The 18,330-nt window shown below is 47.8% G+C and carries 19 protein-coding genes; 7 read left to right on the top strand and 12 right to left on the bottom strand.

The annotated features are described in order from the left end of the window. Positions 1-37 precede the first annotated feature (37 nt). From fabF to M2125_RS01110, 8 genes are all read right to left on the bottom strand, one after another. Entirely contained in the window at positions 38-1,285 is a 1,248-nt protein-coding gene (fabF, locus tag M2125_RS01145) for a beta-ketoacyl-ACP synthase II (protein WP_076022842.1), read from the bottom strand. Between the two features lie 34 nt (positions 1,286-1,319). Further along, a complete protein-coding gene (gene acpP, locus M2125_RS01140) occupies positions 1,320-1,559 on the bottom strand; it encodes an acyl carrier protein (protein ID WP_011902246.1) in 240 nt (79 codons plus the stop codon). A 101-nt stretch (positions 1,560-1,660) separates the two neighbouring features. Further along, positions 1,661-2,404 carry a 3-oxoacyl-ACP reductase FabG gene (gene fabG, locus M2125_RS01135; RefSeq protein ID WP_076022841.1) on the bottom strand — a complete coding sequence of 248 codons (744 nt, stop codon included), beginning with the start codon at positions 2,402-2,404 and terminating at the stop codon, positions 1,661-1,663. A 10-nt stretch (positions 2,405-2,414) separates the two neighbouring features. Further along, positions 2,415-3,350: an ACP S-malonyltransferase gene (gene fabD / locus M2125_RS01130; RefSeq protein ID WP_076022840.1), complete on the bottom strand. Its 936-nt coding sequence runs from the start codon at positions 3,348-3,350 to the stop codon at positions 2,415-2,417. Positions 3,351-3,402: 52 nt separating this feature from the next. Further along, complete coding sequence (locus M2125_RS01125) at positions 3,403-4,389, bottom strand: beta-ketoacyl-ACP synthase III (RefSeq protein ID WP_076022839.1); 987 nt, start codon at positions 4,387-4,389, stop codon at positions 3,403-3,405. After that, on the bottom strand, positions 4,386-5,399 hold the full coding sequence (gene plsX / locus M2125_RS01120; protein WP_076023149.1) for a phosphate acyltransferase PlsX: 1,014 nt from the start codon (positions 5,397-5,399) through the stop codon (positions 4,386-4,388). The genes M2125_RS01125 and plsX overlap by 4 nt, the downstream gene beginning before the upstream one ends. 83 nt (positions 5,400-5,482) lie before the next feature. Then, positions 5,483-5,662, bottom strand: coding sequence for a 50S ribosomal protein L32 (rpmF, locus tag M2125_RS01115; RefSeq protein WP_076022838.1), 180 nt, complete (start codon positions 5,660-5,662; stop codon positions 5,483-5,485). Positions 5,663-5,764: 102 nt separating this feature from the next. Beyond that, positions 5,765-6,346 (bottom strand): YceD family protein, encoded by a 582-nt coding sequence (locus M2125_RS01110; RefSeq protein WP_280742359.1) that lies wholly within the window; start codon positions 6,344-6,346, stop codon positions 5,765-5,767. A gap of 43 nt (positions 6,347-6,389) precedes the next feature. Between M2125_RS01110 and M2125_RS01105 the strand changes: the two genes are divergently transcribed. Together M2125_RS01105 and M2125_RS01100 are read left to right on the top strand one after the other, a co-directional pair. Next, a complete protein-coding gene (locus M2125_RS01105) occupies positions 6,390-7,007 on the top strand; it encodes a Maf family nucleotide pyrophosphatase (protein WP_280741705.1) in 618 nt (205 codons plus the stop codon). Next, positions 7,004-7,777, top strand: a complete 774-nt coding sequence (locus M2125_RS01100; RefSeq protein WP_076022836.1) for an SAM-dependent methyltransferase — start codon at positions 7,004-7,006, stop codon at positions 7,775-7,777. The genes M2125_RS01105 and M2125_RS01100 overlap by 4 nt, the downstream gene beginning before the upstream one ends. A 14-nt stretch (positions 7,778-7,791) precedes the next feature. Here the strand turns inward: M2125_RS01100 and sppA are convergent, their stop codons facing one another. Genes sppA through M2125_RS01085 form a run of 3 tightly spaced genes read right to left on the bottom strand, consistent with a single transcriptional unit; the run spans position 7,792 to position 10,481 of the window. Then, positions 7,792-8,745, bottom strand: coding sequence for a signal peptide peptidase SppA (gene sppA / locus M2125_RS01095; RefSeq protein ID WP_143742128.1), 954 nt, complete (start codon positions 8,743-8,745; stop codon positions 7,792-7,794). Positions 8,746-8,771: 26 nt separating this feature from the next. Continuing rightward, on the bottom strand, positions 8,772-9,452 hold the full coding sequence (locus tag M2125_RS01090) for an HAD-IA family hydrolase (RefSeq protein WP_076022834.1): 681 nt from the start codon (positions 9,450-9,452) through the stop codon (positions 8,772-8,774). Positions 9,453-9,467: 15 nt separating this feature from the next. After that, a complete protein-coding gene (locus M2125_RS01085) occupies positions 9,468-10,481 on the bottom strand; it encodes an RluA family pseudouridine synthase (RefSeq protein WP_076022833.1) in 1,014 nt (337 codons plus the stop codon). Positions 10,482-10,934: 453 nt separating this feature from the next. On the opposite strand from M2125_RS01085, the gene M2125_RS01080 reads away from it, so the two are divergent. From M2125_RS01080 to M2125_RS01060, 5 genes are all read left to right on the top strand, one after another. After that, complete coding sequence (locus M2125_RS01080) at positions 10,935-13,571, top strand: ribonuclease E/G (protein WP_076022832.1); 2,637 nt, start codon at positions 10,935-10,937, stop codon at positions 13,569-13,571. 81 nt (positions 13,572-13,652) lie between these two features. Continuing rightward, the gene (gene moaA / locus M2125_RS01075) at positions 13,653-14,768 is read left to right on the top strand and encodes a GTP 3',8-cyclase MoaA (protein ID WP_076022831.1); all 1,116 of its coding nucleotides are present in this window, start codon (positions 13,653-13,655) and stop codon (positions 14,766-14,768) included. Continuing rightward, positions 14,768-15,373: a molybdenum cofactor guanylyltransferase MobA gene (gene mobA, locus M2125_RS01070; RefSeq protein ID WP_076022830.1), complete on the top strand. Its 606-nt coding sequence runs from the start codon at positions 14,768-14,770 to the stop codon at positions 15,371-15,373. Before moaA ends, mobA begins: the two co-directional genes overlap by 1 nt. Positions 15,374-15,378: 5 nt before the next feature. Further along, positions 15,379-16,701, top strand: coding sequence for a molybdopterin molybdotransferase MoeA (gene moeA / locus M2125_RS01065; protein ID WP_277540186.1), 1,323 nt, complete (start codon positions 15,379-15,381; stop codon positions 16,699-16,701). A gap of 10 nt (positions 16,702-16,711) precedes the next feature. Then, the gene (locus M2125_RS01060; RefSeq protein WP_076023147.1) at positions 16,712-17,005 is read left to right on the top strand and encodes a DUF3566 domain-containing protein; all 294 of its coding nucleotides are present in this window, start codon (positions 16,712-16,714) and stop codon (positions 17,003-17,005) included. 58 nt (positions 17,006-17,063) lie between these two features. Here the strand turns inward: M2125_RS01060 and M2125_RS01055 are convergent, their stop codons facing one another. Beyond that, positions 17,064-18,272 carry an IS256 family transposase gene (locus tag M2125_RS01055; protein WP_280742535.1) on the bottom strand — a complete coding sequence of 403 codons (1,209 nt, stop codon included), beginning with the start codon at positions 18,270-18,272 and terminating at the stop codon, positions 17,064-17,066. Between the last annotated feature and the right edge of the window lie 58 nt (positions 18,273-18,330).

Genomic DNA, 18,330 nt, shown 5'->3' with positions numbered 1-18,330 from the left:
CTTGGTAAAAACCAATTAATAAACAATGTAAAGAATATTAGGTGAGCTTACCAAAAATCAAGGTGCCGTTTGTTCCACCAAAACCAAAGTTATTTTTAACGGCATGATCTATCTTTACGTCCCGTGCTGTATTAGCGCAGTAGTCTAAATCGCACTCAGGATCTTGATTAAAGATATTGATGGTTGGCGGGGATTTCTGGTGATGTAAAGCCAGAATTGTAAAAACAGATTCCAAACCACCAGCGCCGCCCAAAAGGTGACCAGTCATCGATTTGGTCGAATTAATCAAGGTATTTTTGGCATGATCGCCTAAGGCAGCCTTGATTGCAGCGGTCTCATTCTTATCGCCCAAAGGGGTAGAAGTGCCGTGCGCATTAATGTACTGAATTTGATCTGGATTTAAACCGGCGTCGCGCATAGCATTAACCATACAACGGCGTGGGCCATCCATATTTGGTGCTGTCATATGATATGCATCACCACTCATGCCAAAACCCAAAAGCTCGCAATAAATCTTTGCACCACGTGCTTTTGCATGCTCATATTCCTCAAGAACCACTACGCCAGCACCCTCACCAAGAACAAAACCATCACGATCTTTATCCCAAGGGCGTGATGCCGTTGCCGGATCATCATTGCGAGTGGATAGAGCGCGGGCCGAAGCAAAACCACCTACACCCAAAGCAGAGATAGTGGATTCTGCGCCGCCAGCCACCATCACATCTGCATCACCATATTGAATCAAGCGGGCAGCTAAGCCAATACTGTGCAAGCCTGTTGTGCAAGCGGTCACAGCAGCTACATTGGGACCCTTCAATCCAAACAAGATGCTCAAGTGCCCAGAAATCATATTAATGATTGAGCCAGGCACAAAGAAGGGGGAGATACGACGCGGGCCGCGGGCCAACAATTCAGCACTGGTCTCTTCGATCATTGGCAAACCGCCAATACCAGAGCCAACCATCACGCCAATTCGCTCAGCATTTTCTTCTGTTACTTGAAGACCGCTATCGCGAATAGCCTGCGTACCAGCGGCAATACCGTAATGGATAAAAGTATCCATGTGGCGCGCTTCTTTGGCGGAAACATATTCCTCAACATTGAAATCCTTCACCTCTCCAGCGAAATGAACGCTTAGCGGAGCATGGTCGAATTTAGTGATCGTCGCAATACCTGATTTGCCCGCAAGCAAATTAGACCAAGCGGCGTCAACCGAATTTCCAACTGGTGAGATAAGGCCTAAGCCGGTGACTACTACCCGGCGTCGGCCATTTGATGCTGACACAGTAATAACTAAAAATTAGCTATAGCAAAGGGAATTAACCCTGAGCTTTAGAAGTAGCAAAGTCGATAGCGAGCTGAACAGTAGTGATTTTTTCAGCTTCTTCATCAGGAATTTCGATTCCGAATTCATCTTCCAAAGCCATTACAAGCTCAACAGTGTCAAGAGAGTCAGCGCCCAAGTCGTTCACGAAGGAAGATTCATTCTTGATGTCTCCTTCTGCGACGCCCAATTGCTCAGCGACGATTTTCTTAACGCGTTGTTCGATGTTGTCCATTAATTTCCCCAGGGGTTGTAAAAACGATGGAAGGATTTTATCAGCTTGGCAGAAGAAATCAGAAAAATCCGCCAAAAATTGAATAAATCCTTGCTTTGCCGTTAGGCTAAATAGAGTCCGCCATTGACGTGTAGTGTGTTACCAGTGATATATCCTGCGGCAGGAGAGGCCAAAAAGGCCACCGCCTGAGCGACATCTTCCGGGCTACCCAGGCGGGCTAGCGGAATATTCGCCTTTAGGGCATTTTGCTGCTCTTCACTCAGAGCACGGGTCATGTCGGTATCAATAAAACCAGGGGCAACACAGTTTACGGTGATATTGCGGCTACCGATTTCACGCGCCAAGGCACGGGTCATGCCTGAGACACCCGCTTTTGCAGCAGCATAATTCGCCTGCCCTGGATTACCCATATGGCCAACAATAGAGGTGATATTAATAATTCTGCCGGCGCGCGCCTTCATCATGGGGCGCATCACCGCCTGAGACAATCGAAAAACCGCACTTAAATTGGTATCAATCACGTCCGTCCACTCGTCGGCCTTCATACGCATGGCCAATTGATCACGTGTAATACCAGCGTTATTGACCAAAATAGAGATACCACCAAAATCTTTGACGATTGAATCAATGATTTGCTCGCAGGCTTGGGGGTCAGTCACGTTGAGAACCTCGCCACGACCGCCACTGGACTCTAGACGCGCATTGATTGCTTTTGCACCATCCGGCGAGGTTGCCGTTCCAATTACCTTAGCTCCGCACTTGACCAATTCTTCGGCAATGGCCTGACCAATACCACGTGAAGCTCCGGTAACTAGAGCAATTTGTCCGCTTAAGTCGATATTCATTTTTCTGTTCCTATTTCAAATGAGCCAAGGCCTCATTCAGGCTGGCTTCATCAAATACTGGCACGCCAGTAAGTTGATCATTAATACGCTTTGTAAGACCAGCCAACACCTTGCCTGGTCCGCATTCGACTACCTGCGTGACGCCCTGCTTAGCCATCGCTTGAATCGTTTCATGCCAACGAACGGGTTTGGCAGCTTGACGCACTAGGGCTTCTTTAATTGCTGCAGGGTCATTAAGCACCTCCACATCCACGTTATTAATTACAGCAATGGCGGGCACTTTAAACTCAATCCCAGCCAAATAAGCATCTAATTTCTCAGAGGCAGGTTTTAACAAGGAGGAGTGAAATGGTGCGGATACTGGCAATGGCAGTGCACGTTTAGCACCAGCAGCTTTGAGCAACTCACATGCTTTAGTCACTGCACTACTTGCACCAGCAATCACAACCTGGCCGGGAGCATTGAAGTTCACCGCCTCGACCACACTACCTGACTGGTCACTTGCCTGCGCACATACTTGAATAACCGCGGCATCATCCAAGCCCAATATGGCAGCCATGCCACCAGTTCCAACGGGAACTGCATTTTGCATAGCCTCAGCACGAAATCGCACTAACGGTACCGCATCTTTAAATGAAATAACACCGGCTGCAACCAAGGCTGAATACTCACCTAGGCTATGACCCGCCATCACCTTAGGCAATGCACCACCAGCCGCAACCCAGGCCCGAAAAAAAGCTACACCAGCAGTCAACATCACTGGCTGTGTATTCGTAGTTAGTGAGAGCGCCTCTGCTGGCCCTTCAGCAATTAACTTTGCAACATCTTCACCAAGAGCATCGGAGGCCTCCTGCAAAGTAGCTTTTACTTCTGGGCGACTTGCGATGGAATTGAGCATGCCAACTGATTGGGAGCCCTGGCCAGGAAATACAAAAGCAAATATCATATAAATAGATCGGTTAAAGGATGTAGTAATGAATAAATTCTAGAGACTGCACTTAGTATTTAATGGTGACAGCGCCCCACGCAAAGCCACCGCCAACGCCCTCTAAAAGCAAGTGCTGGCCACGCTTTATTTGACCCGAGCGAATACCGGCATCCAAAGCAAGAGGAATCGATGCGGCAGAGGTATTGCCATGTTCATGCACCGTCACAATTACCTTATCCATGGACATGCCCATCTTGCGGGCAGTGCCCTCCATAATTCGAATATTCGCCTGATGTGGTACTAACCAATCAATTTGCTCGGACTTGAGATTCGCTTTTTCCAATGCCTCATGCGCCACTTGCTCCAATACTTTGACCGCTAGCTTGAAGACAGCAGGACCATCCATGGTTAAAAATGCAGCACCCTCAACCCCGCCATTAGTAGCTCGGCCAGGCACACACAGAATGTCGCGTTGACTTCCATCGGCATGCAAGGCTGCGGACAGAATGCCGGGCTCGGCAGATGCCTCTAAAATCACAGCGCCAGCGCCATCCCCAAATAAAACGGATGTAGTGCGATCTTGAAAGTTTAATATGCGTGAAAAAGTTTCGGCGCCTAAAACCATTACTTTTTTATAGGTCCCAACACGAATAAATGCGTCGGCTATTGCTAAGGCATAAGTAAAGCCTGCGCAGACTGCCTGGACATCAAATGCAGCGCAATGATTGTGTGCACCTAATTTATCCTGCACTACACAAGCAGTACTGGGAAAACCACCCAAATGATCAGGTGTTGAGGTAGCCAAAATAATCAAATCAAGATCGCTAGATTCAATACCGGCACTCTTTAAAGCTGCCTGGGCCGCTTTCACTGCCAAATCGCTGGTTAGCTCATTTGCAGCGGCAAAGTGACGCGCTGAAATTCCACTACGGGTTTTAATCCACTCATCACTTGTCTCCAGACCAATCTTGGCAAGGCGCTCAACTAAATCATGATTCGTTAATCGTTCAGCCGGAAGATAACTGCCGGTCCCTAGCACTCTTGAGTACACGGTCATTCTTTTGTCTCCACAACAAAGGCTGTAGCAATCCGCTCAACCATGTGATTTTTAGCGGCTTCATAAGCACGCTCTAATGCAAAGCCAAATGCAAAGCGATCTGCTGAGCCATGACTCTTAATTACGCAACCACGTAAGCCCAATAAAACAGCGCCGTTATAGCGACGATGATCTACGCGCTTGCGAACCCGCAAGAGCGGAACCATTGCACAAAAGGCCATCAACTTGGTTATCAATGAGCGATTGAATTCCTGGCGAATTAAACCACTCATCATCTTAGCTAAGCCTTCGCTCGCCTTTAAGACTACATTACCCACAAAACCATCACAGACAACAATGTCAGTGGTGCCTTTAAAAATATCATTTCCTTCTACATTACCGTAAAAGTTTAAACCGCTGGCACGTAAAAGCTCGCTGGCCTGCTTCACCACCTCATTGCCTTTAATCACCTCTTCGCCAATATTTAAAAGGCCAATAGTAGGATTCTCTTTTCCATCCACTACTTGCACCATGACATTGGCCATTTGCGCAAACTGCAGCAGATGCATGGGCTCACAATCAGCATTCGCACCAAGATCAAGCATGGTGGTGCCACTCCCCAATTCATTTGGAATGGCTGTGGCAATAGCGGGACGATCAACGCCGTCAAGGGTTTTCAAGATATAGCGGGAAATTGCCATTAAGGCACCTGTATTCCCAGAGGAAATGACAGCGTCCGCAAGACCTTCTTTCACTTGAGTGATTGCCACTCGCATAGAAGAATCTTTTTTCCGACGCAATGCAATTTCAATGGGATCATCCATTAGAACAACTTCACTAGCCGGAATAATTTGAATGCGATCTAAAGGTGCTTTTGGAAATTGACTCAATGCTTGCTTGAGTAAATCAGCATCTCCAACCAGCGTGACTTTGACATCGCTGTGTTTTTCTAGAAAATCGCAGCAAGCAGGGACCGTAATCACGAGCCCATGATCACCGCCCATGGCGTCAATAGCTAGAGTGACACTCATAAAATCTTTGGCTGCTGCAAGTGATTTATCCAAGAAAAAAGCGGCCTTTTCGGGAGCCGCTTCGATCTTTTTAGACTAAGGGATTAGTCGTTTTTAGTTTTAACAACTTTACGGCCACGATAGTAACCGTTAGGTGAAATGTGGTGGCGCAAATGAGCCTCACCAGTTGTGGCTTCAACAGCCGTAGCAGGTGCATTTAAAAAGTCGTGTGCACGGTGCATGCCACGTTTTGAAGGTGATTTTTTATTCTGTTGGACGGCCATATTGAACTCCTAAGCAAGGCAATATTCTAGCATGAAAAACTCGCTAAGCGCTTGATTTACTGTTGAAATAGATTTGACACCCCGCCAGGCGGAAAAGGCGGTTTATTTGTTTTTCTTTATATCTTTCAATATGTTAAAAGGATTTTCTGGCTTTTCGGATGCTTCCAAATCTAGCTCCTCATCGCCAAATGTCGTGATATATGCCTCACATTGGCCATCCAAATGCTTGGGAATTAAGGGTAAAGATAACAAAATCTCATCCTCAATCGTTCCCAGAAGGTCAAAATACTGACTAGCTACCAAAGGCTCCAGTAGGTCATCGTCCATTGGGTATTCATCTGCCTCCTCTTCACTAGCCACCAAGGCAAATTGCCGCTTTTCAGTTAACTCGAGAGGGTAATCCTGCAAACAACGCTGGCACAGCAGATGGAGATGCCCTTTTAGAGCTAAATTGAGGTACTGCTTAGGCTCTTCCCCAGGAGAATCCTCAAAATACGTTTCCGCCTCCCATTTAACTCCGTCTTTAGAGTCAATCGTAGAAACCTCTTGTGCCAGCCTTGCCAGCATTGAAATTGCCAAGAAACCCTCGCCTCGATAGGCTTGAGAGGACGAAAGATCGACCCTTCGCAAAGCGCCTGGATCGGCTGGAAGTGCAACTTGAGGTAAAACTTGATTACGATTCATGACATTAGTCTAAATGAAGCCACCTAAGAAAGTCGAAGTTGTTATGCCCAATTCCTCTCAAACCAAGCTCATTTTGGCCTCCACATCGGTTTATCGCCGGGAACTACTCAGCCGTCTTGGCATTCCTTTTGAAGTGATCTCACCAAAGGTTGACGAAACCCCGCTACCCGGGGAAAGCACCCTAGCTTTAGCGATGCGCCTTGCAACAGCTAAGGCAGCAGCCGTTTCGCAATCACATCCGGATGCCTGGGTGATAGGATCGGATCAGGTGGCTGATCTTTGTGGCGCCGCAATTGGCAAGCCAGGCAATTTTGAGAGGGCTATGGCGCAATTACAACTTATGCGTGGCTCGGATGTGACTTTTCAAACAGCCTTATGTTTAATGAAAGGTGATCAGCACACCACCTTATGCGTGCCAACTGCAGTCACATTTCGCAAACTACCGGATGATGTTTTGCAATCCTACCTGCTAACAGAGCAGCCTTATGATTGCGCTGGTAGCGCCAAATCAGAAGGCTTGGGAATTTCCCTGCTGGAGTCCATTAAGAGTGATGACCCGACGGCGCTCATTGGCTTGCCCCTGATTGCTTTAAGTGGTTTATTACGTAATGCGGGATTTTCCATTCCGCCTAAAAAATCCAATATAGAAACAAATTCATGAGTCATTCACTTGGAACCTTATATTTAATTCCCAACACCTTGGGAGAGGATTCTCGAGTGGAGCAATTGCCCTGGGTTCTGCCTAATGAAACAATTTTGCAAACAGCTAAATTGACTCATTGGATTGTGGAAGATGCTAAAACAGCGCGCGCCTTTTTAAAAGCAGTTGACACTATCTCCCCTTTGGCGTGCTCGATTCAAACCATGCAAATGAGCGAGTGGCGTGGTGCAACGCGTAACGCAAAGTATGGTGATGCAGTCAAACCTAGCGAACTTCTAAAGCCCTTGCTGGCGGGTCATGACGTGGGGCTGATGTCGGAAGCAGGTGTCCCGGGAGTGGCTGATCCAGGCGCTGAACTGGTATTGGCTGCACATCAACTGGGAGCAAAAGTAAGGCCCATGGTTGGGCCAAGCTCAATCTTACTGGGGCTCATGGCCAGCGGCTTAAATGGGCAACGTTTTGCATTTCAAGGCTACATTCCCCATGATGCTCAGGAAAGAATTAACCGCCTTAAGCAACTAGAGATTGAGTCGCGCAAATTAAAGCAAACACAAATCTGGATTGAAACACCGTATCGCAATACCGCCATGCTGATGGCCTGCCTGAGCGCCCTTGCTCCGCAAACACTACTTTGCCTTGGAGTAGACCTGAGTCTCAAATCAGAGATGACTACCACTCTGACTATTGCCGAGTGGCGCAAACGTTACCCTAATGAAGCTGCGTGTGTAGGCCTGCAAAATAGACCAACTGTATTTCTGTTGTTGGGCTAATTTACAAAGCAAACTTATCTGAGGTCGGGAGTTTTCAGCAAGGCTTTACCGGCCGCATTTCCTGCTTCAGCTCCGAAGCGTTTTGCTACGCGCTCAGCAAAATTTTCTTTCACTGTGTAATCAAGCACGCTTGGTGCTTTAAAGACGTCACGGGCAACTGAATCTACTGTGCCATAACCATCAGCCAAACCAATTTTGACGGCTTGCTCACCAGTCCAAACTCGACCAGAAAATAAATCAGGCACATCTTTGAGTCGTGCTCCGCGCCCTTCTTTTACAACGGCGATAAATTGTTGATGAATTTCATCAATCATATTTTTCATCATGACTACTTGCTGAGGATTTTCTTTAGAGAATGGATCCATCATGCCCTTATTGGAACCCGCTGTGATCATGCGGCGTGTGACACCTAATTTATCCATTAAGCCAGTAAAACCAAAGCCTTCCATAATCACACCAATCGAGCCAACCAGACTTGCCTTATCAACCAAAATTTGATCGGCAGCAACAGCGACGTAATATCCACCTGAGGCACAGATATCCTCAACTACTACATAAAAAGGCTTACTTGGATAAAGCTTGCGTAAGCGATGAATTTCATCATTAATCATGCCGGCTTGGACTGGCGAGCCGCCTGGGCTATTGATTTGCAAAATCACACCCGCACTATGCTCATTCTCAAAAGCAGCATCAAGCGATGAATTAATGTCCATGGCATTAGCCATTGAACCTGCAGCGATTTCACCCTCAAGCGTAACTAATGCAGTGTGTCTTTCAACACTCATGCTACCGCCTGGCAAATGAAAATCAAAAACCGCCAACACAATTCCAATAAAAATCAGTAATGTGAGCACCCGAAATACCGCTTTCCAGCGGCGTGCTTTACGCGTCTCTTTTAAGTTCTCAAGCAATAAGTGCTCTAGTGCTTGGCGCTCCCAATTTGCACTGTCATTGTTATTACGATTCATATCGCTCATTTCATTTAACCCAGTTCTTATATAACTAAATTGGTATCAAGCCACTGCGCTAACTGAGGCACATCATCCACATGTGCAAGTGACGTAGATTCTTTCAAGGTATCCGGTGGATGTGCGCCATAGGTCACCGCAACCGCATCCACCCCAGCATTGACTGCCATGTCTAAGTCATGCGTGGTATCACCGATCATCAGCATGCGACGCATTGGCACTTGGAGAGCATCGGATAACTCTAACAACATGCCAGGATGAGGCTTAGAAAAGGATTCATCTGCTGTACGTGTCTCATGGAAGAGATGCTCTAACTGATGGTGCTGCAAAGAGCGGTCCAAACCAACGCGTGATTTACCGGTAGCTACTCCCAATAGATAACCATCTGCACGTAATTTTTCTAGCAAATCGCGAACGCCCTTAAATAAATGGAGCTCATGGTCTTTAGCTAAATAGTGATAACGAAAACGTTCAGTCAATTTAGAAAAATGCGCGGGTTCAATCCAAGGAACTGCACGACGTAAAGAATCATGAATACCTAAACCAATGACGGAGCTCGCCAGAGAATCATCGGGCTCTTTAAAACCCAAATCACGACAGGCCTGCTGAATACACTGAACAATCGTTGGGGTGGAATCCATGATGGTGCCATCCCAATCCCAAACAATCAGGTCGTAGCGTCTAGCGAGCTTTTTATCTACATTCATGGTGGCAATACTACGTTACTCGTGTGACTCAAAACGACTCATCAAGGCAGTAAATTCGTCCGGCAAAGGTGATTCAATGCGCATTTTTTCACCAGTTCTTGGATGGGTAAACCCAGCCAAATGCGCATGCAAATAGAGGCGCTTGGACTTTACTTTCTTATCTTCATCCTCAAAACCATACTTATCGTCGCCCAGAATGGCGTGGCCTAATTTTTGCAAATGCACCCGAATCTGGTGGGTACGGCCTGTTTTTAATTGCGCCTCTGCCAAAGTAATAGCAAGGTCGCCCTGTTTCATGATTTTGCTGATCCGCAAGGCAGTGTGGCTAGGCAATCCATCCGGATCCACCCGCACACGGCGCTCACCGTTAGGGAGTAGGTATTTATGGAGAGGAAATTTCAACTGCATTACCCCTGCAGTCTGGACAATTTCACCATGTGCAATCAAGTAATAGCGCTTATCGGTCTGACCTTCGCGGATTTGACGATGTAATTCAACCAAAGCACTTCTTTTCTTAGCTAACAGCAAGACCCCGGAGGTGTCTCGGTCTAAACGATGCACCAACTCCAAGAACTTGAGCTCTGGGCGAGTGATTCGCAGGGTCTCAATCACCCCCAACGCAATCCCGGAACCACCATGAACCGCCAAACCCGGTGGTTTATCGACGATTAAGAGCGCCTCGTCTTCAAACAAAATGGGCATTTTGTCTGAATAACCCCGGGCACGTGACTTGGTTTGAGCTGTATTGACTGCCGCCATCTGAGCTGGTTCAGCCAAGCGAACGGGCGGTAAACGGACCACGTCCCCCTCAATCAAGCGAGTAGTCGGCTCAGCCCGCTTCTTATTGACCCGCACCTCGCCAGAACGAATAATCCGGTATACGTGGCTCTTGGGAACCCCTTTGGCCCAGCGAAGAAGATAGTTATCTAAGCGCTGCCCAGCCTCCTCGGGACCAATCGTCTGCAAATGAACGGATGCAGGTATGGCTGTTTTTGGCTGTGGGGTCTTCGGAATGGGTGTTGATTTCATAGTTTATCTCTCTCGCCACCTCGGCGAGGGACTTAACAATACCCCATTGTCATTCAACTTGTGCCGTATAATCAACGCTCTAGCTAATTTATTAGCTTGATCCCAACCTGAAGTCAGGTTTGAATCGTGGAGCTTGGAGTCGCCCTTAATAGACTCCCGGGGTTGCCCCTCCCCCGTTGTAATGAGGCGCAGGGTTGGTGTGCCGTATGCCGCGACCCGCGATTAGAAGACAGTTTTCAGGCGAGCGCCTGCATTGATGACCTAAAGGAGGTCTCTGCGGCGATCGTCAAGTGTGGCACCGGTTTAACAAACATTGAACTTGGTGGACTGGGCAAGATATGCCCAGATTAGCTTGACCCACACTCACCATTCGCCCATGGGCCCTGCCTTAAGCGATCTAACCTGTCCCCTAACGCACCGCCGCAGCGACACCCTCCCCCATAGGAGAGTGTTATGAAACGCATGTTATTCAATGCAACTCAACAAGAAGAGTTGCGAGTTGCCATCGTCGATGGTCAAAAACTCATCGATATTGATATCGAAGCTGCCGGACGCGAACAGCGTAAAGGCAACATTTACAAAGGTGTTATTACCCGCATTGAGCCTTCGCTTGAAGCGTGCTTTGTAAATTATGGTGAGGAACGCCACGGCTTCCTGCCATTTAAAGAAGTAGCCCGTACTTATTTCAAAGAAGGTATCGATGTTCGCAATGCGTCCATTAAAGATGCCTTGCGCGAAGGGCAAGAAATTATTGTTCAAGTAGAAAAAGAAGAGCGCGGCCAAAAAGGCGCGGCTTTAACTTCATTTATCTCCTTGGCTGGTCGATATTTGGTATTGATGCCCAATAACCCACGTGGAGGCGGTGTTTCGCGTCGCATTGAAGGTGAAGATCGCCAAGAGCTGCGTGAAGCAATGGCTCAATTAGAGGTGCCCGATGGCATGAGCATTATTGCCCGTACCGCCGGTATTGGTCGTGATGCCACTGAATTACAGTGGGACTTAAGCTACTTAATGCAACTTTGGGGTGCAATTGATGAAGCAGCCAAAGGCAACTCAGCTCCTTTATTGATTTATCTTGAATCAAGCTTGGTTATTCGCGCAATCCGCGATTATTTCCAGCCTGATATCGGCGAGATTTTGATCGATACCGATGACATTTACGAGCAAGCTCAGGCATTTATGTCTGTAGTAATGCCAGACAACCTCTCCCGAGTAAAGCGTTATCAAGATGATGTGCCTTTGTTCTCTCGCTTTCAGATTGAACATCAGATAGAAACCGCCTATTCCCGCACCGTGCCATTGCCATCTGGCGGTGCGATTGTGATCGACCACACCGAAGCCTTGGTTTCAGTTGACGTCAACTCTGCACGAGCTACCCGCGGCTCTGATATTGAAGAAACGGCCACCCGTACCAACTTAGAAGCTGCCGATGAGATTGCTCGTCAAGCGCGTTTGCGTGACTTGGGTGGCTTGATTGTCATTGACTTCATCGATATGGAGTCAAGCAAGGCACAGAAAGACGTTGAGAATCGTTTGCGCGATGCTTTGCGCCATGATCGTGCACGTGTACAAATGGGCAAGATCTCCAAATTTGGCCTGATGGAAATGTCGCGCCAACGTTTGCGCCCCGCCCTGTCTGAAGGCAGTCATGTGACTTGCCCTCGCTGTAATGGCACAGGCCATATTCGTGATACTGAGTCGTCCGCATTGCAAGTCTTGCGCATCATCCAAGAAGAAGCAATGAAAGAGAACACTGCCGCGATTCATACGCAAGTACCAGTTGAAGTCGCTGCATTCTTGTTAAATGAGAAGCGCGCTGAAGTAATTAAAATTGAAACTCGCTTCAAAGTGAATGTGTTGATGGTCCCAAATAAGCATTTGGAAACACCACACTACAAACTCGAGCGCTTGCGCCATGATGATCCTCGTTTGGATGACCAAAAGGCAAGCTATGTGATGGCGGAAGAAGCTGCACGTGAATTGGAAACTGACACTACCGTTAGTCGCAAAGATGCAGAATTAAAAGCTCGCCCTGAGGCAGCTGTTAAAGGAATTACTCCCAATCAACCTGCTCCAGTAAGCCAGCCACGCCCAGCCCGTACTGCACCTAAAGCTAGCGCTGCAAGCTCTGGTGGTCTATTTGGCTTTATCAAGCGCCTCTTTGTCTCTGCTCCTGAGGAAGAAGCAAAACCAGCCCCAAGCGCGCCCCGTGGTCGCAACCAAAGTAACCGCAACGGCGATCGCAATCGGAATCGTGGTCGTCGCGGCGAACGCAATGATCGTGGTGATCGTCCAGCTGCCAACGCAGAGGGTACATCCAATCATGCTGAGGGAGCTGCTGCGAATACTGAAGGCAAAGCTCGCCAAGAAGGTCGCAACCGCAATGGCAACCGCAACCAAGGTAATCGCAATAATCCAAAGCCAGAACAGCCAGCAGTAGTGACACCAGCAACACAAGCTGCGCCAGCAAACGAAGCAACTCCAGTAACAGCCGAGGGAGAAGAGCGTCGTGGTCGTGGACGCAATCGTCGTGGTCGTGGACGTGGTCAACGCGAACGTGGTGAGCGCACCGAAGGCAACACAGATGCGAGCAACGAGAATGTAGCTACAGCGCCTAGCAATGCTGTAGCGCCAAGCTTCTCAGGACCTCCTGCCGGAATGTCGGGTGCATCCTCTGTTATGCCAATCAAAGATATTGTGCAGAGCTTTCATGTCAGCACGCCCGCGATTGAGCCAAAAATTGAAAGAGCGCCACGCGCGCCCCGTCAAAACAATCGCCCAACTGAAACAGCTACAGCACCAGCCCAAGTAGTGGACGCAATAGCACCAATTGAAGTGGCCGCTAAACCAGCGCCAGAGCTTCCAAAGGTGTCCTTCCAGGCGCTTGAGGAAACTCCTTTGCATCATGTTGTTCAATCAGCGGGCATGGTTTGGGTTGCTACCGATGCGAATAAGCATGCTGAAGCTCAGAATCAGATTAGTGCAGAGCCAATCTCTCTGAACTTAGGAAGAGCCCCCAAACCGGCTGCTAGCCTGCCAGAAGGTCCAATGGTTCTTGTTGAAACCGGCGGGCAAGAAAAAACTATTTAAACTTTTCTCCAGGCTGCCATAGATCTCAAAAGGATTTATGGCGGTTTGGCAGAAACATTCATTCACAGCCATAATTCACCCATGGTTGAAAAAGTAATCCCAATACGAATTGCTGAAGGTGCAGGTCTTGTGCCGTCCATTCCAACCGCACTCCTTCCCACAAGTAACCTCACTCAAGATACTCGCGGCAGACCGCTACGTGATCTACGCATCTCTGTAACCGATCGCTGCAACTTTCGCTGCACCTATTGCATGCCCAAAGAGATCTTTGATCAGAACTACCCCTATCTTTCTCATCAAGAATTATTGAGCTTTGAGGAAATCACGCGGCTAAGTACTATTTTTGCCACTACTGGCATCGAAAAGATTCGCCTTACTGGTGGCGAGCCTTTACTTCGTAAGAACCTCGAGGTACTGATAGCGATGTTGGCAAAGATTCGCACGCCATCAGGCAAACAGCTTGATCTGACGCTGACAACCAATGGCAGCATCTTACGAAAAAAAGCTGCGGCTTTAAAAGCAGCAGGGCTGCACAGAATCACCGTAAGCTTAGATGGTTTAGATGATGCCATTTTCAAAAAAATGAATGATGTCGATTTTCCTGTTACCGATGTTTTAGATGGCATTCTGGCTGCACAAGATGTCGGCTTCACTGACATTAAAGTGAATATGGTGGTTAAGAAGGGCTGCAATGAACATCAAATTTTGGCAATGGCCAAACACTTCAAGGGCAGCGGAATCATTTTGAGATTTATTGAGTTCATGGATGTTGGCAGTTCAAATGGTTGGGATATGGCACAAGTTGTTCCATCCAAAGATGTGATTGCCCAGATCAATACCGTCTTCCCGCTTGAACCCATTGAGGCAAACTATGCTGGCGAAGTGGCGCAACGCTGGCGCTATCAAGATGGTTCTGGAGAGATCGGTGTGATCTCCAGCGTTACACAAACCTTTTGTCATGAATGCACGCGTGCACGCATTTCCACTGATGGCCAAATGTATCTTTGTCTATTTGCCAATTCCGGTTTTGACTTTAAAACGCTACTGCGTTCGGGAAAATCAGATCTTGAAATAGCCAATGCCATTATGAGTACCTGGTCACAGCGCACGGATAACTACTCAGAAATGAGGGGCTCACACCCTGAAGAAAAGATATCCAATGGCCGCAAGGTCGAGATGTCTTATATTGGCGGCTAATGATTAAAAAAGAAGCGATTACTGGTTTGATTTTGGCGGGTGGTCGCGCCCAACGCATGGGCGGTATTGATAAAGGCCTAATCTCTTTTCAAGGAAAACCTTTAATTGACTGCGCGATTACCCGACTAAAGGAGCAAGTTGGGCCGATCATGATTAACGCCAATCGCAACATCACAAAATACTCAGTGTATGGATACGCAGTGATTGCCGATGAGACGCCAGACTTTGCAGGCCCCTTAGCGGGTTTCTTGGCTGGCCTCAAGGCAGCTCAAACACCTTACCTACTCACTTCACCTTGTGACTCTCCATTGCTTCCCATAGATCTAGCTCAGATGCTCGCCGTAGAGCTGGAGAAGACCAATGCACAACTAGTTTATGCATCCACCAAGAGTGCAAATGGCAGGCATTGGGCTCAGCCGGTTTTTTGTTTGATGCGCAGTGATTTGGCAGATTCTTTACGCACCTTCTTGAGCAAGGGTGATTTAAAGATTGATCACTGGTTTACAGAGTTACGCACCAGTACCGTTGTCTTTGAAAATGAAGATGCTTTTGCCAACGTCAATACGCCTGAAGAATTACATGCACTAGAGAATGCAGCAAAATAAGCTATATGGAACCGCATTCCCCTAACAGACCCCCACTTTTAAACCCTGCTTTGCCAGTGGAAAAGGCCCGCGAGGCTATCGCTGACTTAGTCAAGGAATTGCTCGAGGAGGCTCAAAAGCAGACTCCCCTTAATTTTGAATTAACACCTCTAGATCAATCTATTAATCGCATCTTGGGTAGTGATTTACTTTCACCTATTGATGTACCAGCAGCAGACAATTCTGCAATGGATGGCTATGCATTTGATGGCGCATGCCTCAAAGATGATGGCGATCTCGCTCGGCTCCAAATAGTAGGCACAGCTTTTGCTGGTAAGCCATTTGATAAAGTAGTCTCCAGTGGCCAATGCGTCAAAATCATGACAGGCGCACTCATGCCAGCGGGATGCGACACCGTCATTCCACAAGAATTGATAATTGAGTCATCAAACAATGTGGCTACTATTGAGTTTGAGAAAAAGCTGCTCAAGGCTGGCGATAATCGTCGTCTGCGCGGTGAAGATTTACAAAAGGGGAAGGCTGCGGTATCGGCAGGAAGAATATTACGGCCATCTGATTTGGGTTTGGCAGCCTCCCTTGGTATCAAAGAGCTGCCCTTACGCCCTCAATTAAAAGTGGCAATTCTGTCATCCGGTGATGAATTACGCCCACTCGGAGAGCCTTTAAGCACCGGGACAATTTACGATAGCAATCGCTATAGTCTGATTGGCTTATTAAATCGCCTCAATTTCAAAATCATTGATTGCGGGATTGTCCGTGATGATCCCGCCTCTCTCAAAAAAGCCTTTTGTGATGCAGCCAAACAAGCAGACGTATTGATTTCATCGGGCGGCGTTTCAGTGGGTGAAGCCGATTACACCAAACAAATCATGCAAGAACTGGGTGATGTTGGCTTTTGGAAGATTGCCATGCGTCCAGGTCGGCCCATGGCTTTTGGCACACTCAAGCCAGTAGATGGGCAAGCCAATAAAAAACGAACGCTATTTTTTGGCCTTCCAGGAAATCCCGTAGCAGTCATGGTGACGTTCTATCAATTTGTGCAATCAGCGCTGCTTGCTCTGAATGGCGCCTCACAAACTGAACCAACGCTGATGCAGGCTATTGCTGAAGCTCCCATTCGCAAAAAGGCGGGTCGAACAGAATTTCAGCGCGCCATTCTAGGGCGCAATAAGGATGGCAGGCCAACTGTCAGGCTGACTGGAAGTCAAGGTGCCGGCATATTACGCTCCATGAGTGAGGCAAATTGCTTTGTCATTCTCAATCACGAGCAAGGCAATGTAGCCGCAGGAGAGTGGGTAGATGTGGCACTTTTTGAGGGACTGCTTTAAGATTGCGGCTATGAAACTCACCAAAAAAGAAATTGTCTTCGTCGATCCAGTCCATACCGCCAAAACCTTGGTTCTGGTTTATCTCTGTTTCTCATTCCCAATTGTGCTCTTGGCACTATTTGTGGCTTTCATCCGTGATGGTGCAATCCCAGGATTCACCGTTCTATCAGCCCTGATTCTGAATGCCTTGCTTGGCTTTGCGCTCTTATGGATTGCCTGCAAAGTGTATAACTGGGTTGCAGATACCTTTGGTGGCATTGAAGTAGCCCTAAGAGAATTACCAGAAGAAATCGAAACCGAATAAATCGGCTTCGATTTATTTCTTGACCCTGTAAATATTTCTGTGTAAGTTCACCGCGGGGTTATTGGTGAACAGCGATGCGTTCTCCAAATTCTATATCAAAGCGATTCAGTGCTGCCCGCCAGTTCCGTATCGGCATCGTCCACTTCTTTGATGCTTGCATGATGGCTAGGTAAATGACTTTAGTGGCTGCGGTATCGCTAGGAAATAACTTTCTGCGCTTGGTGGCTGACCGAATAACACTATTCAAAGACTCAATGGCATTGGTGGTGTAAATGGCTTTGCGGATCTCTGGGGGATAGTCAAATAAGGTTCGTAGGTTCTCCCAGTGACTAGTCCAGGATTTAGCGATCTGCGGATATTGGCTGTTCCAGGTGGTGCCAAACTCTTCTAGCGCTTTTTGAGCCAGCGCTTCGGTGCTGGCCTGATAAATACGTTTGAGATCAGCGGTGACCGCCTTGTAATCTTTCCAAGAAACGTACTTCAGGCTGTTGCGCACCATGTGCACAATACATAGCTGAATTCGAGCTTGTGGAAACTCGCTGGCAATGGCCTGTGGAAAGCCTTTGAGCCCATCAATGCAGGCAATCAGAATATCTTGCACACCACGACTCTTGAGCTCTGTCAGTACAGATAGCCAGAACTTGGCCCCCTCGTTCTCGGAGATCCATAGGCCTAATAGCTCCTTATGTCCGTCCATATCAACCCCAAGAGCCAGGTAAATGGATTTGTTGATAACCTGCATGTTCTCGCGGATTTTGACCACAATGCAGTCCAAATACACAATGGGATAGATGGCATTGAGTGGTCTAGCCTGCCAGTCAGTGATTTGCTCAATGACGCTATCAGTCACCTGAGAGATCAGTGTAGCTGAGACATCGGCATCGTACATCTCCTTAAAAGCACCCACGATCTCTCTGGTGGATAAGCCTTTGGCGTAGAGCGTCAAAATCTGGCTATCCATGCTGGTTAAGCGGGTTTGGTGCTTAGCAAGCAGTTGCGGCTCAAAGCTGCCATCTCGATCTCTGGGGGTGTCAATAACCACCTCGCCATGGGAGCCTTTAAGGCGTTTGCTAGTAATGCCATTACGCGCATTGCTACTAGGCCGATTGCGATGCTTCTCGTAACCCAGATGGTGGGTCAGCTCCGCATTTAAAGCTGCTTCTACCGTGAGCTTAACCAACTCCTGTGAAAGGATATTTAAATCTTCTGGAGTCTTGAGGTCCTTGGCTAGTTCGTTGGCTAAGGCTTGTAATTTACTACGATCCATTGTGTTGTGTTCCATGTGGCTATCCTTCTATGAAGGTTAATTGACCGCAGGAACTTAC

The organism is Polynucleobacter sphagniphilus, from assembly GCF_029892205.1.
Classification (GTDB): Bacteria; Pseudomonadota; Gammaproteobacteria; order Burkholderiales; family Burkholderiaceae; genus Polynucleobacter; species Polynucleobacter sphagniphilus.
This window is presented reverse-complemented; position numbering and strand designations above follow the sequence as displayed.

What these genes read in the sequence shown, in the direction of transcription:
- acpP (WP_011902246.1), bottom strand. Translation starts at nt 1,559, where the DNA reads ATGGACAACATCGAACAACGCGTTAAGAAAATCGTCGCTGAGCAATTG.
- fabG (WP_076022841.1), bottom strand. Translation starts at nt 2,404, where the DNA reads ATGAATATCGACTTAAGCGGACAAATTGCTCTAGTTACCGGAGCTTCA.
- fabD (WP_076022840.1), bottom strand. Translation starts at nt 3,350, where the DNA reads ATGATATTTGCTTTTGTATTTCCTGGCCAGGGCTCCCAATCAGTTGGC.
- M2125_RS01125 (WP_076022839.1), bottom strand. Translation starts at nt 4,389, where the DNA reads ATGACCGTGTACTCAAGAGTGCTAGGGACCGGCAGTTATCTTCCGGCT.
- plsX (WP_076023149.1), bottom strand. Translation starts at nt 5,399, where the DNA reads ATGAGTGTCACTCTAGCTATTGACGCCATGGGCGGTGATCATGGGCTC.
- rpmF (WP_076022838.1), bottom strand. Translation starts at nt 5,662, where the DNA reads ATGGCCGTCCAACAGAATAAAAAATCACCTTCAAAACGTGGCATGCAC.
- M2125_RS01110 (WP_280742359.1), bottom strand. Translation starts at nt 6,346, where the DNA reads ATGAATCGTAATCAAGTTTTACCTCAAGTTGCACTTCCAGCCGATCCA.
- M2125_RS01105 (WP_280741705.1), top strand. Translation starts at nt 6,390, where the DNA reads ATGCCCAATTCCTCTCAAACCAAGCTCATTTTGGCCTCCACATCGGTT.
- M2125_RS01100 (WP_076022836.1), top strand. Translation starts at nt 7,004, where the DNA reads ATGAGTCATTCACTTGGAACCTTATATTTAATTCCCAACACCTTGGGA.
- sppA (WP_143742128.1), bottom strand. Translation starts at nt 8,745, where the DNA reads ATGAATCGTAATAACAATGACAGTGCAAATTGGGAGCGCCAAGCACTA.
- M2125_RS01090 (WP_076022834.1), bottom strand. Translation starts at nt 9,452, where the DNA reads ATGAATGTAGATAAAAAGCTCGCTAGACGCTACGACCTGATTGTTTGG.
- M2125_RS01085 (WP_076022833.1), bottom strand. Translation starts at nt 10,481, where the DNA reads ATGAAATCAACACCCATTCCGAAGACCCCACAGCCAAAAACAGCCATA.
- M2125_RS01080 (WP_076022832.1), top strand. Translation starts at nt 10,935, where the DNA reads ATGAAACGCATGTTATTCAATGCAACTCAACAAGAAGAGTTGCGAGTT.
- moaA (WP_076022831.1), top strand. Translation starts at nt 13,653, where the DNA reads ATGGTTGAAAAAGTAATCCCAATACGAATTGCTGAAGGTGCAGGTCTT.
- mobA (WP_076022830.1), top strand. Translation starts at nt 14,768, where the DNA reads ATGATTAAAAAAGAAGCGATTACTGGTTTGATTTTGGCGGGTGGTCGC.
- moeA (WP_277540186.1), top strand. Translation starts at nt 15,379, where the DNA reads ATGGAACCGCATTCCCCTAACAGACCCCCACTTTTAAACCCTGCTTTG.
- M2125_RS01060 (WP_076023147.1), top strand. Translation starts at nt 16,712, where the DNA reads ATGAAACTCACCAAAAAAGAAATTGTCTTCGTCGATCCAGTCCATACC.
- M2125_RS01055 (WP_280742535.1), bottom strand. Translation starts at nt 18,272, where the DNA reads ATGGATCGTAGTAAATTACAAGCCTTAGCCAACGAACTAGCCAAGGAC.